This is a genomic window from Pararhizobium mangrovi, assembly GCF_006516965.1.
Lineage (GTDB): Bacteria > Pseudomonadota > Alphaproteobacteria > Rhizobiales > Rhizobiaceae > Pararhizobium_B > Pararhizobium_B mangrovi.
Genome location: NZ_VHLH01000006.1, coordinates 1 through 18,096 on the forward strand (window position 1 = coordinate 1; position 18,096 = coordinate 18,096).

15 protein-coding genes are annotated in these 18,096 nt (G+C 63.3%); 11 read left to right on the forward strand and 4 right to left on the reverse strand.

Annotated elements, in window-relative coordinates; genetic code table 11:
* Together FJU11_RS04790 and FJU11_RS04795 are read right to left on the reverse strand one after the other, a co-directional pair.
* Positions 1–418 (reverse strand): FAD-binding oxidoreductase (locus FJU11_RS04790; protein WP_235890819.1); only part of this gene is annotated, 418 nt, incomplete at its 3' end.
* A 287-nt stretch (positions 419–705) separates the two neighbouring features.
* The gene (locus tag FJU11_RS04795) at positions 706–2,400 is read right to left on the reverse strand and encodes a glycine/sarcosine N-methyltransferase (RefSeq protein WP_141165895.1); all 1,695 of its coding nucleotides are present in this window, start codon (positions 2,398–2,400) and stop codon (positions 706–708) included.
* A gap of 467 nt (positions 2,401–2,867) precedes the next feature.
* Between FJU11_RS04795 and FJU11_RS04800 the strand changes: the two genes are divergently transcribed.
* Complete coding sequence (locus tag FJU11_RS04800) at positions 2,868–3,404, forward strand: AraC family ligand binding domain-containing protein (RefSeq protein ID WP_210242840.1); 537 nt, start codon at positions 2,868–2,870, stop codon at positions 3,402–3,404.
* Positions 3,405–3,441: 37 nt separating this feature from the next.
* On the opposite strand, the gene FJU11_RS04805 is transcribed toward FJU11_RS04800, so the two are convergent.
* A complete protein-coding gene (locus tag FJU11_RS04805; protein WP_141165896.1) occupies positions 3,442–5,421 on the reverse strand; it encodes an LTA synthase family protein in 1,980 nt (659 codons plus the stop codon).
* A 363-nt stretch (positions 5,422–5,784) separates the two neighbouring features.
* Here FJU11_RS04805 and FJU11_RS04810 point away from each other — a divergent pair, with 363 nt between their 5' ends.
* Together FJU11_RS04810 and FJU11_RS04815 are read left to right on the forward strand one after the other, a co-directional pair.
* A complete protein-coding gene (locus FJU11_RS04810) occupies positions 5,785–6,582 on the forward strand; it encodes a glycoside hydrolase family 25 protein (RefSeq protein WP_141165897.1) in 798 nt (265 codons plus the stop codon).
* Positions 6,583–6,653: 71 nt separating this feature from the next.
* Positions 6,654–7,850, forward strand: a complete 1,197-nt coding sequence (locus FJU11_RS04815) for a lytic murein transglycosylase (RefSeq protein WP_141165898.1) — start codon at positions 6,654–6,656, stop codon at positions 7,848–7,850.
* A gap of 389 nt (positions 7,851–8,239) precedes the next feature.
* On the opposite strand, the gene FJU11_RS04820 is transcribed toward FJU11_RS04815, so the two are convergent.
* The gene (locus FJU11_RS04820; RefSeq protein ID WP_181408047.1) at positions 8,240–8,755 is read right to left on the reverse strand and encodes a DUF3833 family protein; all 516 of its coding nucleotides are present in this window, start codon (positions 8,753–8,755) and stop codon (positions 8,240–8,242) included.
* A 345-nt stretch (positions 8,756–9,100) separates the two neighbouring features.
* On the opposite strand from FJU11_RS04820, the gene FJU11_RS04825 reads away from it, so the two are divergent.
* From FJU11_RS04825 to dgoD, 8 genes are all read left to right on the forward strand, one after another.
* A complete protein-coding gene (locus FJU11_RS04825) occupies positions 9,101–9,979 on the forward strand; it encodes a helix-turn-helix domain-containing protein (protein ID WP_141165900.1) in 879 nt (292 codons plus the stop codon).
* Positions 9,980–10,225: 246 nt separating this feature from the next.
* Entirely contained in the window at positions 10,226–11,323 is a 1,098-nt protein-coding gene (locus FJU11_RS04830) for an ABC transporter substrate-binding protein (RefSeq protein ID WP_141165901.1), read from the forward strand.
* Between the two features lie 74 nt (positions 11,324–11,397).
* Positions 11,398–12,216 (forward strand): ATP-binding cassette domain-containing protein, encoded by an 819-nt coding sequence (locus FJU11_RS04835; RefSeq protein ID WP_141165902.1) that lies wholly within the window; start codon positions 11,398–11,400, stop codon positions 12,214–12,216.
* A complete protein-coding gene (locus FJU11_RS04840) occupies positions 12,213–13,472 on the forward strand; it encodes a sugar ABC transporter permease (protein WP_141165903.1) in 1,260 nt (419 codons plus the stop codon). Before FJU11_RS04835 ends, FJU11_RS04840 begins: the two co-directional genes overlap by 4 nt.
* A gap of 52 nt (positions 13,473–13,524) precedes the next feature.
* A complete protein-coding gene (locus FJU11_RS04845) occupies positions 13,525–14,253 on the forward strand; it encodes an SDR family oxidoreductase (RefSeq protein WP_141165904.1) in 729 nt (242 codons plus the stop codon).
* Positions 14,254–14,375: 122 nt separating this feature from the next.
* Positions 14,376–15,635 carry a GGDEF domain-containing protein gene (locus tag FJU11_RS04850; RefSeq protein WP_141165905.1) on the forward strand — a complete coding sequence of 420 codons (1,260 nt, stop codon included), beginning with the start codon at positions 14,376–14,378 and terminating at the stop codon, positions 15,633–15,635.
* A gap of 342 nt (positions 15,636–15,977) precedes the next feature.
* Complete coding sequence (locus FJU11_RS04855; RefSeq protein ID WP_141166027.1) at positions 15,978–16,883, forward strand: aldose 1-epimerase; 906 nt, start codon at positions 15,978–15,980, stop codon at positions 16,881–16,883.
* On the forward strand, positions 16,880–18,094 hold the full coding sequence (dgoD, locus tag FJU11_RS04860; RefSeq protein WP_141165906.1) for a galactonate dehydratase: 1,215 nt from the start codon (positions 16,880–16,882) through the stop codon (positions 18,092–18,094). Before FJU11_RS04855 ends, dgoD begins: the two co-directional genes overlap by 4 nt.
* Positions 18,095–18,096 lie beyond the last annotated feature (2 nt).

Here is an 18,096-nt window from a genome sequence, read left to right on the forward strand (position 1 = left end):
TGCCCGTCGAAAGCATGTAGAGCCGCCTGCCCGGCACAAGCGCGTCGAGCACGAGCGTGCCGGTCGGCTTCTTGCGCATGAGCACCGTATCACCGGCCTTCACCTTCTGCAGGTGTTCCGTCAACGGTCCGCCCGGCACCTTGATCGAGAAGAACTCGATCTCGTCGTCCCAGAAGGGGCTAGCGATCGAATAGGCGCGAAAGACCGGCTTTTCCGCGTTCGGCAGGCCGATCATCACGAACTCGCCCGACCGAAAGCGGAACTCGGCCGGCCGCGTCATGCGAAACTTGAACAGACGGTCGGTGTAGTGCTTCACCTCCGTCACGGTTTGCGCATAGACGTTCGCGGGGATCTTCGGCGCCGGCGTGTCGTGCTTCTCCGCAAAAGCGGTATCGCTCGAAGACGCTGCGTCGTCCATGACTGGTTCCTTCCTGCTTCGTGGCGCGGAGGCGGCGCCATTCCGTGCGGTCTGCCGGACGAACGGCGACCATCATCGTTTCGCAATTGCGAAAGCCGGATGCCTGTAGATCATGTCGAAGACCGGATTTGAAGGAAAAGCGTTCGCGGATCGGGCCGATGTTCGAGCATGCTTTTCTCAAGCGGATCGGTTTTACCGGCACCGCTGCGCGCGACGGGTTCGTCACGTCGAAAAGGACGCGCCACGAAGGCGCGCCCTATCGTTCGTACCGGCGTTTGAAGTGGAGCCTACTCCGGCTTGCGGAAGAGCTGGATACCCCAGTTGAGATGGCCGGCGTCGGCCGCCTTCACCCAGTTTTCCAGTCCGACGAGCATGGTGTCGACATACTCCTTCGACGAGCCGGCGGCGATCGTCTGGTCGTATGCGGCAAGCAGGTTCTCGCGCACCTGATTGTAGTGGGCGCGCAGGTGCCGAACCATTTCCTCCTGCTCGACCATCTCGAAACCGAGCTTTTCGGCAGCCTCGCGATAGAAGCGCATCGAGCCGAGGCTGGTCAGCGAAAGGCGGGCATAGACCGGCTCAAGAACGCCTTCGGGCACGTCGTCGGCCTGCATCGGATCGGTGAAGACGAAGTAACCGTCGGGCTTCAGAACCCGGAACACTTCCGCAAGCACGGTCTCGCGCTGGTCGGAATGAAGGATCGAATCGATGCTCCACACGGCCTCGAAGCTCTCGTTGGCTTCAGGGATGTCCTCGAAGACGCCGTGGACGACGTTGATGCGCTCTTCGAAACCCTTCTCGCGGTTGCGCCTGCGATTCACGTCGTTCTGCGTCTCGGAGATATTGAGGCAGGAGGCCTTGCAGCCGTACTTCTCGACGACGCGTCGCATTGCGCCGCCATAGCCTGCACCGATATCGAGCACCCGCATACCCCGTCCGAGATTGGGCAGCTTGCCGGCCATCCGGTCGACGGTCGCGTTGCCGGCGTCACGGATGTTCGTGGTGTTTTCGTAGATGCCGACGTGAAGGTCCGTGCCGCCCCAGATCTTGCTGTAGAACGTGTCGGCGTCGCCGCCGTCGTAATAGGCTTCGGTCGTGTCGCGAACGTCGTCGTCACCCGACGAATCCTTGTCGCCGCCCCAGCGCGTGGCACCGAGCGCCGACTTCTCAGCGACGTGGCAATAGAAGTCGACGTCGCTGTCGACATAGTTCGACTGGAAGTCGCCATAGGTCTTGATACGCTGGAAGCCCGCCTCCGAAATCAGCCGCCGCACGTAATCCTTGCGGATGGGACACATGTTGAGCGTATATTTTGAGCCGTCTGGAAAGGAATATTTGAAGCGCGACAGCGTCTCGTCGATGTATTCCGGCTCGGCGGTGACCTTGTCGCCGCAATAGTAGTATCTGTGCTTCGTCCTGAAGCCCTCGTCGAGCATCGTATCGTAGTTGCGCTGGTCGAGGATGAGCACGCCGTCGTGCTTCAGCGCGGCGTAGAATTCGGCAAGCGCACGGCGACGGTCGGCTTCCGTGTGCAGGTGCGTGAAGGAATTGCCGAGGCACACGATCGCGTCGTACTTGCCGTTGATGTCGCGATTGAGCCAGCGCCAATCGGCTTGCACCGTCTTGAGAATGAGACCCCGGGACTGGCCGTTGGCGAACGCCTTGGCGATCATCGCCGCCGATCCGTCGGTGGATGTGACGTCGAACCCGGCTTGGGTCAGGTTGACGGAATGGAATCCCGTTCCGCAGGCGACGTCGATGACGGACTGCTTGCCGCGCGAACGCAGGATGTCGATGAAGAACTGCCCCTCGCTCTCCGCGCGACCTTCCCAGTTGATCAGTTCGTCCCACTTTTCGACGAAGGACATCACGTATTCCTGGCGATACCGGTCCGTTTCGCGGTCGGAAAGCGGATCGTCGGTGTAGGCCTGCTTTTCCATCGTCAGTTCGGCGTTGGTGTCCCTGATCGCTGCTTCCGACATGCGGGTCCTTCCTTCGAAAAATCGATAAACATCGTCTCACCGGCAAAACCGGCGCGGCAAAGGGCCCGAACGGCCCTTCGCGTGCTTCATCGAAACACAATTTCGGCGAGCATCGCGCACGTTCCCACGACCGTTCCCGAAGGCGGTTCACACAAACGGCGATGCTGCGGCAATCATCGGGTGGGAAAGGATTGCTCTCGTTTATCGCCGGAGATGACGGCCTCGGCACCCGTGATCGGCAAGAGGATACTTTCCATTTGCGACATTTCAAGTGCTGATCGCGACATTGCCGCAATACCATGCCCGTCGGGGTTGCACGAGGTCGATATTACTGAGCGAAAACAGTTGCTCAGGCAGCAGCACCGAAATGGCGAACGTGTCGGTATCGGCTACGTCGAGCGCGCAATTCGGAACAAAGGCGGTGCATCGAGGCTTGCAGATGCGACGCGAACGATCACGAGAATCCGATGCCCGCGACATCTTCCGATCCCCCCGGAACCATCGTGACGATGGCCTTCAAGGCTTCCGGAGGAGTTCCCAACAACCCCGCCTACCCGGCCGTCGTTGCAAGGCGTGTGCTCGACGGGACGCCGACACCGAACGACGTCGAGACGCTTCTCGTGTCGAATGGCTGGCGCGGAACGTGGGTGTGGCGCGTCTTCGACTATCACCACTTTCATCCGGACGCCTTCGAGGTGCTTGCCATCGCTACCGGCGGCGCGACGCTGATGCTCGGCGGACCGCAGGGCAAGATCGTCGACGTGACGGCCGGCGACGTCTTGTTGCTGCCGCCCGGCGTCGGCCACAAACAATGCGCCCAGGATGCGGACTTTCGCATCGTCGGGGCCTATCCGCCGGGACAGGAAGCCTATTCGACCGTGCGCGGCGACGAAGGCTACGACGACGCGACGATCGAGCAGATCGCATGTGTGCCCGTTCCTGAAACCGATCCGGTCCGCGGCGGCGCCGGCGCAATGCTCGCCGCGCTGAAGGGCGGACGGTAGACCGCGCCGGAATGCGAACGGATAGTCGCGCCCTCGGCTAACCCGGCGAGTGCACGCTGTCGGCAGACGAGGTTCGATGATAGCGCGGATTGGCCATCGGAACGTCTTCCATGGCCGGGAAGAAGCGATCCTTGGCGTAGCCCTTGCCGAACATCACGTCGTACTGAAGCCTGCGATAGTCGTCGATGATCGGCTGGAAGCGCGGCTTTTCCACCCAGTCCTGGACGCCGGTCTTTCCGTCCGGCTTGAGCAGGAGCTGGCGTTCGACGACACGGTACTGATCGCGCACCTTGCCGAGGAATCCGGTGTAGAAAGGATGCGTCATGCCGGCCGTCTGCAGGATTTCGCGTGGCATCTGCGAGGGGCTGATCGTGCCCGTGGGAATGATGCCCTTCTTGTTCGACCATACGACGAGCGGCGTGCCGTGTTCCGCCAGCATCTTTTCGGGCGGCGCCTTTCGGGGCGCGACGTTCTGCTTGAGGAAGCCGGTCTCCACGTAGACCGGCCCCATCGGCGGCAGATGATCGCCGAAGAAGACGAGGATGGTTTCGCGATCGCGGTTCTTCGCCCAGTCGACGAGATGCGCGAAGGCGGTATCGGCGTCCTTGATGCCCTGCGCGTAGCTCGCAAGCGACTGGCGTGCGGACGCGCTGATCTTCGGCGCATTCACCTTGATCGTCTCGTCGGGATAGCGGTTCGCTTCGTAGGGGCCGTGCCCCTGCAGCGTCACGATGAAGAAGAAGAAGGGATCCTTCACGCCGTTCGCTTCCTTGATGATCTCGTCGGTCAGCGCGGCGTCCGAAGCGAGCGGTCCGCGCTTGGGAAGCTTCGGCAGGTTCGTCTCCGACTTGAACAGGTCGAAATCGAAGTCCTTGTAGACGTTGCCTCGGTTCCAGAACCACGCCTGGAAGGGGTGGATGGCGCGCGTCACGTAGCCCTGACCGTTGAAGAAGCGGGCGAGCGAAGGTGTCGGCCGGCGAATGAACTGCTGGTAGGGAATGCTGCCATAGGGCAGGAACGCGTTGGAAAAGCCCGTCAGCGCCTCGAATTCGATATCCGCGGTCATGCCGCCGAACTCGGGCGAGAACATGTAGCCGGACTGCATCTTGCGGATCGTCGGCATCGGATCGGGCGAAAGCTTCACGTTCGGCAGCTTGGTAGGATCCCAGAACGATTCGCTCATCACCATGACGACGTCCGGGCGCCTTTGGACCGAAACACCGGCCGAAGGCTGCATTTTTTCCATGGCCGCCCTGGTGTAGCCCGCCGGCGCGCTCACCCGCGACATCGGCACGTTGATCGCAAACGCCATGATGAACCCGTTATGGGCGTAGTTCGCCTTCTGGTCCCACATCTTCGGGATGATGTGCATGCGATCGCGCGCCGGCGAATAGGTCCCGTAGTCGGAGACCGAATAGAAGAAGAAAAGGGCCGGCAGCGCGATCACGAGGCGTGCGGCGCGTCCCCACCAGTTCTCGCGCGGAAAGGCGTGGCGCCAGCGCGTAAGCAGCAACACGACGATCGCGATGACGAGCACGACGGCGACCGCCGCGGCGATCGCAGCCATCGGCCGCGTGTCGACGATCAGCGGACCGATGTCGGCGACCTGGCGAACGAAGAGGAAGTCCGTCGGAAAGAGCGGATCGCTCAGATAGTGCAGCTTCTCCAAGCTCGCAAAGGGCAGGATGAGCAGCACGGGCCCGATCGTGCAGACGGCCTGGAACGAACGCCCGAAGATCGCATCGAGCGCGAGCAGGATGAAACCGACGAGAAGCACCGTCGCCCACGCGCCGGCGTTGGGGTCCTGCATGAAGGCGAAAGCGGACGACATCGACCCGCGGGAAAGGCTTTCCACGAGGAAGACATAGACGATGGCGACGGCGGCGACGCATACGAGATAGCCGATGAAATGACCGATCGCCCACCCGGCCCGCGCGCTTCCGCCTCGACTATTGCCAGGCGAGCGGTCGCCCGTCCCGTCGTCCGATGCGTTCGAAGTGCGGGAAAAGATACCCATGGAACAGACTCGCTATCGTCACTGCGTTACTGGCGGCGGTCATATAAGTGTCATGAAAGCGTCACCTGCAAATAAATATTTGTGTGTGCGTCGTCGCAATCGATCATCCGGTCGAAAGCGCTCCCCGTCGGGGGAGCCCCTATCGGCATGGTTAAGGGTTGGGAAACGTCTCGCGCATAGGCTGATCTGCGAGACCGGAGGCCGCGGTTCCAAGTTCTTGCGTCCTTCCGCATCGCAATCGGTACCGCGTCGGTGCGGATCGCGGCGTCCGGTCTTCGCGACATCACGTCATGATCCCGTCTTACGGTGCCCGCCGGTGCATGGTATTCAAGGGGTTGGGGAACCGGTCGGGTGGGATCAGCCATGGGGCTTACGAGGGCAGCCGTCATCGCCGCACTGGGCGTCTTCGTGACGTCGTGCACCGCGTCCAGCTACGATCTGATGAAGACGGGATCGATTTCGGCATCGGCCATGCAGACGCCGTTCGCCGATTCCGATCCGGTCGATTTCGGCAAGATCACGCCGGCTCACTATCCCATCCACGGCGTCGACGTTTCGCGCTGGCAAGGCGACGTCGACTGGGCGAAGGCGCATCGCCACGGCGTGTCCTTCGCCTTCGTCAAGGCGACGGAGGGTGGCGATCGCCTCGATCCACGTTTCGACGACTACTGGAAGGGTGCGCGCGCCGCCGGCATCGCCGTCGCGCCCTATCACTTCTACTATTTCTGTACGTCGCCCGAACAACAGGCGCGCTGGTTCATCCAGAACGTGCCCAAGCGTTCGCTCGGCATGCCGCCCGTCCTCGACATGGAATGGAACGCGCATTCTCCGACCTGCCATCGCCGGCCGGATCCGGCGACCGTGCGTGCCGACGTGAAACGCTTTTCAGCCGTCATCGCCTCCTATTACGGCGTCAAGCCGATCATCTACACGACGGTCGACTTCCACGAGACGAACCTCGACGGCTATTTCGCCGATCTACGTTTCTGGCTGCGTTCGGTCGCCGACCATCCGGACAACGTCTATCACGGGCGCGACTGGACGTTCTGGCAATATACCGGAACCGGCATCGTGCCGGGCATCAGGGGCAAAGCCGACCTGAACGTCTTCGACGGAGACGTCGACGCCTGGAAGACGTGGCTTTCTTCGGCCACAAATTAGCGAAACAACGCCACCCGCACCGATTCACCAGACCGCCCGCCCCGCCCCTTCGAAAGGAGATCACCGTTCCCATGCATCGCAAACTGGCCTTGCTGGCGCTCACGACCTCGCTCGTCGGCGCCCCGATCCTCGCCCATGCCCAACAGGCCGCGTGCGGAGGCAGCGTTTCGAGCTTCCGCAACGGCGTCGAGCGCGAGGCGGAGGCGGACGGCGTTCCGGCCAGCGCTGCGCGTCAGGCGCTTTCGCACGCCAATATCAGCCAGCACGTCCTTTCCATGGATCGCGGCCAGAGCGTCTTCAAGCAGACCTTTCTGCAGTTCTCGCAACGCGCCGTCAGCTCCTCCCGGCTGCAGCGCGGCAAGCAGAAGCTGCAACGCTATGCGAGCACCTTTCAAAAGGCGGAACGACGCTACGGCGTACCCGGCCCGGTCATCACCGCGTTCTGGGGGCTGGAAAGCGACTACGGCGCCGTCCAGGGCGACTTCAATACGCTCGACGCGCTCTTCACGATGGCGCATGACTGCCGACGGCCGGACCTCTTTCGTCCGCAGCTCATCGCCGCCGTCGAGATGGCGGCCAAGGGCGACCTCGATCCGACCTCGACCACGGGTGCCTGGGCCGGCGAGATCGGCCAGGTGCAGATGCTGCCGAAGGACATCATCGACTACGGTATCGACGGCAACGGCAACGGCCACGTCCGCCTGAAGACGGACGAGGAAGACGTCATCATGACGGCCGCCAACTACATCAACGCGCTCGGCTGGCGGCGCAACGAACCGTGGCTGCAGGAAGTCGAGATTCCGAACAACCTGCCGTGGCAGAAGACCGGCCTGCACAAGTCCGGCATGACCGTCGCCGACTGGCAGCGCCTCGGCGTGCATGCGCGCAGCGGTTCGCTTCCGGATCCGAGGCTCTCCGCGAACCTGATCATGCCGCAGGGCCGCCACGGGCCGACCTTCCTCGCCTACCCGAACTTCAACGTCTACCTCGAGTGGAACAAGTCGTTCATCTACACGACGACGGCGGCCTATTTCGCGACGCGGCTTGCCGGTGCGCCGCCCTACGATCACTCCAATCCGTCCGACGGTCTCTCCGACGCGCAGATGAAGCAGTTGCAGCAGATCCTCAAGCGCAAGGGCTACGACGTGGGCGAGGTCGACGGTATTCTCGGTGCCGGCACGCGTGATGCGGTACGCCAGGAAGAGCAGCGCCTCGGCCTGCCCGCCGACGGATGGCCGACCCGCGAACTGCTCGCGAAGCTGCAGTAGAGCCTTTCAGGTTTATACGGAAACGCTCTGCCGACCCTGTTTGCGTCAGAACCGAGACGGATGGCGACGAGCGTACTGGTGGTACGGTCAAGCCATCCGTCGAAGCGTCATGGCGTAAACAGGGCCGGCCCGAAGGGTTCGACCGTGCCGCTCTCCCGTTCGGCGGGCAAACGAGCCACTGGCTCGTTTGCTTCTCCGCCTCACTGTCGGCGATCTTGCCCGATGAACCACATCGCGCTGCGATCGCCTTCGCGTGGGAAACCGGCACGATCGAACAGAGCGTTTCCGTATAAACCTGAAAGGCTCTAGAGATCGCGCGTTCGAAAACGAGCCCGCCGGCATTTCGCGCGTTCGAAGCGATGCCGGCGGGCTTCCATTTTCGCCGTTATTCAGTTGCGCCGGGTGATCGTCTCGTCGAGCGACGCGAGCGGAAACGCGAACTTGCGCACGACCATGCGGTTCAGCGCGACCCTTCCCCCCGGTTGAAGATAGAGCCACTGTTCGGTGTCGAGCCCGTGTTTGGTGGTGAAGCGGATATGCAGGCGGTTGCCTTCGACGTCGAGGTGGACCGGCCCGCGCGCGCTGGTGAGCGTTCCGGTAAGACGACCGTCGTCCGTCTTTTGTATACGCCAGGTCCGCGTATGGACCGGCTCGTCTCGCTCCGTGATGTGCTGGACGAGGATGAGCGTGCCGTCCGGCTCGATATGCCCAGCGCTGACGACATGGGTATGCGTCGGGTCCGAGAAATCGACTTTCAGCGTGCCCTCGCCGACCGTCTTTCCATCGAAGAAGGCGAAAGGCGAAAAGACCGGCGCGGGCGCGGCCAAGCTTGTGTGCTGAGGTGTCGAAGCGCAGCCGGCGAGCGGTGCGGCCAGCAGGAGTGCGCAAAGCAGGAAGCGTTTCATCGATGGTCTCTCCGCGTTTGGCCGCACGAGTAATGGCCTTTGCCTGAAGACCGCGACGATGATCCAGTCGTAGCGGCGATGGCACTTTTCATAAAGGGTGCGCACGACATCGTGTCTGCACATGGCCGGCACGGCAGGGCCGATCATTGCGCATGCTTTGTCCGAAGCAGCACAAATGTATCAGTTCGATGTCGAGAACGATGTAGCTGGCTCTGCTCGATATGACTAATATCCAGTATAGACAGGCATTCGATTACGAACGGGAGGACGGTTGTCGCGTTTGCTTGAAGCCATGCGCAACCGATCTGTTCGTACTCATACAGTCTTGGCGCCCGGGAGGAGACAGTGGAGCCGGATCTCGAAGTCGTTCAGATACGTTCGGGTGAATCGTTTACCGCCTGGGCCCACGGCTATCCCTACCACACCGTGCGCTGGCACTTTCATCCCGAATACGAACTGCATCTCGTCACGGAGACGACGGGTCGTTACTTCATCGGTGATTTCATCGGCGAGTTCCAGCCCGGCAACCTCGTGCTCACGGGGCCGAACCTGCCGCACAACTGGGTGAGCATGGTGCCGGAAGGCACGAGCGTAAAACGCCGCTGCGTCGTGCTGCAGTTCACCGAGCGCTTCATCGACAGCACCATCCGCGTGCTGCCGGAGCTTGCGGCCTTCGAGATGTTGCTCGCGGAAAGCCGGCACGGCGTGCTCTTCACGCCCGAGACGGCGAAGAAGGTCCAGCCGATCTTCCTCGAACTTCTGGAAGCGCAGGGAACGCGCCGCATCATGCTGTTCATGACACTGGTCGACGTCCTGGCGCGCTCGTCGGGCCGGGAACTGCTGGCGAGTTCGAACTACCTGCCGGATCCCTCCGGCTTCATGTCGGCTGCGACCAACCGGGCGCTCGCCTATATCCGCGAAAACCTGACGGAGCCGTTTACCGAGGCCGATCTCGCCGAGATCGCCGGCATGAGCCGCAGCGCCTTCTCGCGCTCCTTCCGTCGGCATACCGGTTTCTCGCTCGTTCGCTACGTCAATCGCCTGCGCATCAATCTCGCCTGCCAGTTGCTGATGAACGGCGAGGACCGGCCGATCACCGAGATCTGCTACGCGGTCGGCTTCAACAATCTGTCGAACTTCAACCGGCAGTTCCTGGCGCAGAAGGGCATGCCGCCTTCGCGCTTCCGGGCACTGCACGGGGAGAACATCATGCTCGCCGCCTGAGGGAGGAAACCGGGCGGCCCTTTTCAAAGGAAAGGAGGAGGGAGGAGACCAGAAACCATCGCCGGAACGCGATCGACGTGCGCGGAACGACCCGCGTGCGAACGGAGAAGTCGTGCGCCCGACGAAAGCATCGGCGCGCTATCTCGACCGAACCGATGGCATGCCATCGAGCCTGCGCAACCGGCGAACGAACCAGCCCGGCCGCTCCAAGCGATGCCGGATCACGACCAAACAAGGGAGTAGCCAATGCCAAATGTTGCACGCACCACCACCATCGCGGCCGCATTCGCCGTCGCACTATCGAGCGGCACCGCCGCGCTCGCCCAGGATAGCGGAAAAGATTCCAAGATCGCGAACACCACCTTCGCCTTCCTGATGCCGGACGAAGCCTCCACCCGCTACGAGCAGCACGACCATCCGGGCTTCGTCGCCGAGATGAAGAAGCTCTGCGACAGCTGCACCGTGCTCTACCAGAACGCCGACGCCGACGCCTCGCGCCAGCAGCAGCAGTTCAACTCCGTCATCTCGCAAGGGGCGAAGGCGATCGTCATCGATCCGGTGGACTCCAGCGCCGCCGCCTCGCTCGTTCGCCAGGCGCAGTCGCAAGGGGTGAAGGTCATCGCTTACGACCGGCCGATCCCCGACGTCGCCGCGGACTACTACGTCTCCTTCGACAACACCGCGATCGGCAAGATGATCGCGAAGTCGCTCGTCGATCACCTGAAGGAAAAGGGTGTGAAGACCGACGACGGCGGCGTGCTCGAGATCAACGGCTCCCCAACCGACGCTGCGGCCGGCCTCATCAAGGACGGCATCCATCAGGGCCTGAAGACCGGCGACTACAAGACGCTGTCGGAATACGACACGCCGGACTGGGCGCCGCCGAAGGCGCAGCAATGGGCGAGCGGCCAGATCACGCGCTTCGGCGACAAGATCCACGGTCTCGTGGCGGCTAACGACGGGACGGCCGGCGGCGCGATCGCCGCGTTCAAGGCCGCCGGCGTCGATCCGATCCCGCCCGTCACCGGCAACGACGCGACGCTCGCCGGGCTGCAGCGCATCATCGCCGGCATCCAGTACAACACGATCTCCAAACCGAGCGAGATCGTGGCGGCGGCTGCGGCCGACGTCGCGGTGAAGCTCGTCCAGGGCGAGAAGCCGAAGGCCGATACGACGCTCTTCAAGACGCCGACGCAGCTCTTCACGCCGACGCTCGTCACCGCCGACAATCTGAAAGCGGAGATCGTCGACAAGGAGATCAACGGCAAGCCGATCATCTCCGCCGAAGAGCTCTGCAAGGGCTACGAGGACGGCTGCAAGAAACTCGGCATATCCGTCGAATAGCGACGATAAGGCCCGTCCGCCAGTGCGCGGGCGGGCCACCCTGTCGGTAACCCGAGCGAAGAAAGCGTTCACCGATGCCCGATGTTCTGCCCCATGCCAATCCGGCCGGCGAGCTCGTGCTTGCCCTGCGCGGTATCTCCAAGAATTTCGGCGCCGTCTCGGCGCTGACCCACATCGATCTCGACGTGCATGCCGGCGAGGTCGTCGCACTCGTCGGCGACAACGGTGCCGGAAAGTCGACGCTCGTCAAGGTCCTTGCCGGCGTGCACCAGCCGAGTTCCGGTACGATCGAGTTCGCCGGCAAGCCGGTGAAGCTCACCTCGCCGAGCACCGCGCTCGATCTCGGCATCGCCACCGTCTTTCAGGACCTGGCGCTGTGCGAAAACCTCGACGTCGTCGCCAACATCTTTCTCGGTCGCGAGAAGGATCCGATGCGCCTCGACGAGGTCGGCATGGAAATCCGCGCTTGGCAGCTTCTGAACGAACTCTCGGCGCGCATCCCGAGCGTGCGCGAGCCGGTCGCCTCGCTTTCGGGCGGCCAGCGCCAGACCGTCGCGATCGCGCGTTCTCTGCTTCTCGAACCCAAGGTCATCCTTCTCGACGAGCCGACGGCAGCACTCGGCGTCGCGCAGACGGCGGAAGTGCTCGATCTCATCGAGCGGGTGCGCGAACGCGGGCTCGGCGTCGTCATGATCAGCCACAACATGGAGGACGTGCGCGCCGTCGCCGACCGCATCGTCGTCCTCCGTCTCGGCCGCAACAACGGCGTCTTCACACCGGATTCGACCAACCAGGATCTCGTCAGCGCCATCACCGGTGCGAGCGACAATTCCGTTTCCCGCCGGGCCGGCCGCCGTGCCGCGTCGACACCGGCGCAGGAGAACCACCCATGAACGACAAGGCCGAAACCATGCCGGGCGGCAAGGCGCTGCTCGATCGACAGGACGAACGCGTCAAGCACGAGGAAGGCTTTGCCGGGTCGGTAAAGGCGTTCTGGTCGCAGGTGCGATCGGGCGATCTCGGATCGCTGCCGGTCGTCGTCGGGCTCGTTATCATCTGGACGGTGTTCCAGCTTCTGAACCCCGTCTTCCTGTCCAGCAACAACCTCGCGAACCTCCTCTTCGATTCCTCGACGATCGGCGTCATCTCGCTCGGGATCGTCTGCGTGCTGATGGTCGCGCAGATCGACCTTTCGGTCGGCTCCGTCAGCGGGCTCGCTTCGGCGATCACCGGTGTGCTGTGGGTCGAAAGCGGCTGGCCGGTGTGGCTGGCGATTCTTGCCGCGTTGGCCGTCGGCACGCTGATCGGCGCGCTCTACGCCCTGCTCTTCAATTCGCTCGGCATGCCGAGCTTCGTCTCGACGCTTGCCGGTCTCCTCGCCTTCCTCGGCGCGCAGCTCTACCTGCTCGGCTCGAACGGCTCGATCAACCTGCCCTACGATTCGCCGCTCGTCTCCTTCGGCCAGCTTCTCACCATGCCGGACTGGGTCTCCTACGGACTGGCGGCTCTTGCCGGCATCGGGCTTTTCGTCACCGGCTATCGTACGGCTGCAAGACGGCGGGAGGCCGGCCTTTCGGCGGAGTCGCTCGCAAGCCTTCTCGCCAAGGCGGTCGTCGTCATCGCCGCGGTCGAGTTCGTCGTCTTCTACCTCAACCAGAGCCGCGGCGTGCCATGGCTCTTCGGCCTCTTCATCGCGCTCGTGCTTGCGATGAACTACGCGTTGCAGCGCACGAAATGGGGCCGGTCGATGCGTGCCGTCGGCGGCAATCCGGAGGCTGCTCGCCGTGCCGGTATCCCCGTCAAGCGCATCTATCTCAGCGCTTTCATGCTGTGCTCGACGCTGGCAGCACTTGGCGGCATCCTCGGTGCGGCACGCCTCGCCTCGGCAAGCCAGCAGGCGGGCACCGGCGACGTGAACCTCAACGCCATCGCCGCCGCCGTCATCGGCGGAACGAGCCTCTTCGGCGGTCGCGGCAATGCGTATTCGGCACTTCTCGGCATCATCGTCATCGAATCGATCGCGAGCGGGCTCACGCTTTTGAACCTCTCGTCCTCGCTTCGCTACATGATCACCGGTGCGGTGCTGGCGATCGCGGTGATCGTCGATTCGCTTTCGCGACGCTCGCGCGTCTCCCACGGCCGGGCCTGACGTCCGGCCGGACATCGCTCGCTGAAAACGACAAACACGGAGAATGAAGACGATGAGCGTCAGTCTCGAAGGAAAGTGCGCGGCGATCACGGGCAGCGCCTCGGGCATCGGCCTCGAAACGGCAAGACTGCTTCTGCAGGCCGGAGCGAAGGTCGCGCTCGTGGACCGCAACGAGACGCGCCTGAACGAGCTCGTCGAAGAACTCGGCGACGGCGCGCATGCGGTCGTCACCGATCTGCTCGACCGCGAAAGCGTCGCCGGCATGATGCCGCAGATCCTCGAAAAGCTCGGCCGTCTCGACATCTTCCACGCCAATGCCGGCGCCTATAATGGCGGGGATCTCGCCGAGGGTGATCCCGACGAATGGGACCTCGTCCTGAACCTCAACGTCAACGCTGCCTTCCGCTCGGTCCATGCCGTGCTTCCACACATGATCGAGCGCGGCTCCGGCGACATCATGATGACGAGTTCGATCGCGGGTATCACGCCGGTCTTGTGGGAACCGATCTATACGGCCTCGAAACACGCCGTTCAGGCTTTCGTCCACACGGTTCGCCGGCAGATGATCCGCCACGGCATCCGCGTCGGCGCGGTGCTGCCCGGGCCCGTCGTCACCGCCCTGCTCGACGACTGGCCGAAGGCGAAGATGGAGGAAGCGCTCGCCGCCGGCAGCCTGATGCAGCCGATCGAGGTCGCCGAATGCGTGGCCTTCATGCTGACACGGCCGGCCGGTGTCACGGTGCGCGATCTGGTCGTGCTGCCGACGAGCGTCGATCTGTGATTCGACGAATTCCCGCGGAGCCGAATGGTTCAAACGATCGGCATCGCGGTAAAGTTGCAGCAACGAAATTCTGATAGGTCCGGCCGAACAGCGACATTGCGCGAGCGTGACGAGGCCGTCTCATGACCATCGACCGGCGACAGCATTTCTACGGCCTCGGCCGCTTGCGCGCTTTACGGCAAAACGCACGTCTGCATTTCGAGCCCGAACTCGAAAGCACGTTCCGGTCGGTGACGGCCGGACATCGACGATCGCAGCTGATCTTCATCAGCGCCTGTATCGCCATCTTCTGCCTTGCTGCGATCCCGCTCGATTTCCTCGAGCATTCCCGTCCCGCACTCGCCGCCTCGATCCGGATCGGGCTCCTGCTTCCCGTTCAGCTTATCGGCATCTTCGCCCTGCGGTTTTGGCGCTCGGACTGGAGCGAATGCCTGGCCATGCTCATACCGATCACCGCGGCCGTGCTGACCGTCGACGCGCTCGGCTATCTGACCGAGGTCGCGCGGCCCGATGTGGCGGAGCGCTACTATCTCGCCTCCGGCTCCATCGCCTTCACGTTCAATTTCGTCGCGCCGTTGCGCTTCAGGCATGCCGTTTTGACGACCCTTGCCGTCCTGCTCGTCTACGACGTGCATCTCTTCGCCGTCTCCTCGGTCGAGATGCAGCCGACGGCCATCTTCGTCACGGTCATTGCGCTCTTCTCGCTCATCACCCGCTGGCGGCTCGAACGGGCGGAGCGCAACGAGTTCCTCGGTCGCCGCGCGCAGGCAAAGCTCAATGGCGAGCTCGTGGACCTGACGGAACGCCTGACGGAGCTCGCGAGCACCGATCCGCTCACCGGTCTCGCCAATCGTCGGCGATTGCAGGACGTATTGCGCGAAAGCTGGGAAGAGGCCGAACGAAACGGCGAATGGGTCGGCGCGGCGATCGCAGACATCGACCACTTCAAGCGTTTCAACGATGCGGTCGGCCATTTCGACGGTGACGAATGCCTGAAGACCGTCGCCAGCCGGCTGGCCGCGGTCGCCTCGCGCGCCGGCGGAACGATCGCCCGTTTCGGCGGCGAGGAATTCGCCATTCTGGCTCCCGACGCCGACCCGGACGCGATCCTGCGGTTCGGAGAGGAACTGCGCCACGCGGTCGACCAATCGGCCATTCCGCATCCGGGCCTCGGCGAAAACCGTCACGTCACCGTCTCGGTCGGCGTCAGTAGCACCATCCCCATCCGCGACATCGACGCAGGCGACGTCCTCAGGGCCGCCGACGCGGCGCTTTACGAAGCCAAACAGCGCGGCCGCGACATGGTGGTCGGACGCGAAACCACCGCGAAGACCGGGACACCGCAAGAACGCCCGACCGGCAGGAAATCTTCGGCAATTTGATCTCCGACAGGTCGCCTTCGAAAACACCCATCAAACCCCTCGGACCGCGCATGTCCGCAATCCTTTACGACGTCGCCAATTGCTGGGTGATCGGACGACGCGAGGTCGACCATCACGTGTTGAACCGAAAAGTGAGATCAGCACCGAACGCTACCATTGATCGTACCAAAAATAAAATAAATCCGATCAATTGAGCGCAGCGGCATACTGCGGCATAAGAGGAATATCGTGGAGGAGATATCCCATGAACGTCTTCTCGGACCCGGCGCCGGGGACCATCGCATCCGCTGTCGGTGATGCGCCGAATGGCAGGATCGTCATCGAGCCCGAACTGGACGCATGATGGAAACGTGGTCGATCGGCAACGGCCATCTGGAGGCACGCGCGAGCGCTCGTGGGGGGTGTCTGGTCGACGCGTATTTCGACGGCGTGCCGATCCTGCGGCCCTACCAGGGTGACGAGAAGGCGGCTGCGGATCCTTTGAAGGCGGCGAGCTTTCCGTTCCTCCCGTTCGGTAATCGGGTGGAGGGCAACCGGTTTTCCTTCGAGGCGGAGGATCACATCCTTCGAGCCAATACCGAATGGGACCCGCTCTATCTGCACGGCGACGCGTGGCTTGCGGAATGGCGGCTGGTAGAGGCGGAAGACGAGCGCATCGTGCTCGCCATCGATCGCTCTTTCGACCTTGGCGATAGCGCGCACAGCCCCTACCGATTTTACGGACGACAGGAAATCTCGGTCGAAAACGGAAGTCTGGTTCTCGCACTCGAGGTCACGAACGCGGGCGATACTACCCTTCCCTTTGGCCTTGGGCACCACTGCTTCTTTCCGCTGACCCGGATGACGACGCTGAAAGCCAACGCCACCGACTACTGGACGGAAAAGGCGGGTTTCCTGCCGGCCGCACGTGAGCCGCTACCGATAGAGCTCGACTTCAGCGCAGCTCGCCGGATACCGCGTCGCTGGCTCAACAACGGCTTCGAGGGTTGGGAAGGCACGGCGGACATCGCCTGGCCGGAGCGCGGTCTCACCGTCAGCATCGAAGCGCAGCCGGTATTCAGTCGCTACTTCCTGTTTCATTCGGACCCGGCCTTCGAGCCCGGCTTTGCCGACGACTATTTCTGTTTCGAACCCATGACCCACAGTGCGAACGGCCACAACCTGGCGGATCTCGGCGGGCTTCGCCCACTGAAGCCGGGCGAAACGCAGCGTGCATCCCTCACCATAACGCCAACGGTGCTTCGATGAGCGAACCCGCCTTCCCGCTTCCAGCCCGACCGGAAACATTCCGGATCACCGGTCTGCGCACGGTCGTCATCAACGCGGATCTGCGCAACTGGGTCTTCGTGCGCGTGGAGACAGACCAGCCCGGCCTCTACGGCTGGGGCGAGGCGACGCTCGAATGGAAGACGCGCGGCGTGGTCGGCACGATCGAGGATCTGGAGCCGATCCTGATCGGGCGCGATCCGCGCGACATCGAGGGCACGCTCCGTGCCCTGCGCAAGCACGGTTTCTGGCGTCTCGGCGCGATCGGGGAAAGCGCGATCAGCGGCATCGAACTGGCTCTGTGGGACATTTTCGGCAAGTCGGTCGGCCTGCCCGTGTGGCGCCTGCTCGGCGGGCGGGTCCGCGACCGGGTCGGCATCTATACGCACCTCGGCCTCGGTCATTCGGACAGCGTCTACGGCAGCATGGACCCCGAGAGCGTCGCCGACATGGCGAGCGAAATCGTCGAGAAGGGTTACAAGGCGCTGAAGGTGCTGGCCGTACCCTATACCCACATGAGCGTGACCGGCCGAGGGCTGGACCAGGCCGAGCAGGCAATGGGGGCGATCCGCGAACGGGTCGGCAACGACGTCGAGATCATGGTGGATTTCCACGGACGATGCGGCTCGATCGCCGCGGCCCTTGCCTATATCGACGTCCTTCGTCCCTTCCGTCCGCTCTTCATCGAGGAGCCGCTTCAGCCCGACGACGAGGAAGGGTTGATCGCGCTTTCCAGGCAATCCTCCGTCCCGCTCGCCACCGGCGAACGGCTGATCGGCAAGAGCCAGTTCGACCGCATCTTCGCGAGCCGGGCCATTGCCGTCGCCCAGCCTGACATCTGCCATACGGGCGGTCTACTCGAAACGAAGGCCATCGCCGCCATGGCCGCCAATGCGGGCATCGCCATGGCGCCGCATAATCCCCTCGGGCCGATCGCCGGCGCCGCCGCGCTGCACTTTGCCGTCTCGACACCGAACTTTCTTACGCAGGAGGAAATGGTCGGCGCGGTTGCGTGGTTCGGCGAAGTCGTCGACGGCCCGGTCTGCTTCGACGCCGGCTTCTGGCAGGTCCCGGATGCGCCGGGCCTCGGCGTCGAGGTCGACGAGACGGTCGCCGCCCGGCACCCCTACAAGCCCGAACCCTTCATCACGACGGAAGCCGCGATGGAGGACGGGACGATCGTCGACTGGTAGGG

What these genes read in the sequence shown, in the direction of transcription:
- FJU11_RS04795 (WP_141165895.1), bottom strand. Translation starts at nt 2,400, where the DNA reads ATGTCGGAAGCAGCGATCAGGGACACCAACGCCGAACTGACGATGGAA.
- FJU11_RS04800 (WP_210242840.1), top strand. Translation starts at nt 2,868, where the DNA reads ATGCCCGCGACATCTTCCGATCCCCCCGGAACCATCGTGACGATGGCC.
- FJU11_RS04805 (WP_141165896.1), bottom strand. Translation starts at nt 5,421, where the DNA reads ATGGGTATCTTTTCCCGCACTTCGAACGCATCGGACGACGGGACGGGC.
- FJU11_RS04810 (WP_141165897.1), top strand. Translation starts at nt 5,785, where the DNA reads ATGGGGCTTACGAGGGCAGCCGTCATCGCCGCACTGGGCGTCTTCGTG.
- FJU11_RS04815 (WP_141165898.1), top strand. Translation starts at nt 6,654, where the DNA reads ATGCATCGCAAACTGGCCTTGCTGGCGCTCACGACCTCGCTCGTCGGC.
- FJU11_RS04820 (WP_181408047.1), bottom strand. Translation starts at nt 8,755, where the DNA reads ATGAAACGCTTCCTGCTTTGCGCACTCCTGCTGGCCGCACCGCTCGCC.
- FJU11_RS04830 (WP_141165901.1), top strand. Translation starts at nt 10,226, where the DNA reads ATGCCAAATGTTGCACGCACCACCACCATCGCGGCCGCATTCGCCGTC.
- FJU11_RS04835 (WP_141165902.1), top strand. Translation starts at nt 11,398, where the DNA reads ATGCCCGATGTTCTGCCCCATGCCAATCCGGCCGGCGAGCTCGTGCTT.
- FJU11_RS04840 (WP_141165903.1), top strand. Translation starts at nt 12,213, where the DNA reads ATGAACGACAAGGCCGAAACCATGCCGGGCGGCAAGGCGCTGCTCGAT.
- FJU11_RS04845 (WP_141165904.1), top strand. Translation starts at nt 13,525, where the DNA reads ATGAGCGTCAGTCTCGAAGGAAAGTGCGCGGCGATCACGGGCAGCGCC.
- FJU11_RS04850 (WP_141165905.1), top strand. Translation starts at nt 14,376, where the DNA reads ATGACCATCGACCGGCGACAGCATTTCTACGGCCTCGGCCGCTTGCGC.
- FJU11_RS04855 (WP_141166027.1), top strand. Translation starts at nt 15,978, where the DNA reads ATGGAAACGTGGTCGATCGGCAACGGCCATCTGGAGGCACGCGCGAGC.
- dgoD (WP_141165906.1), top strand. Translation starts at nt 16,880, where the DNA reads ATGAGCGAACCCGCCTTCCCGCTTCCAGCCCGACCGGAAACATTCCGG.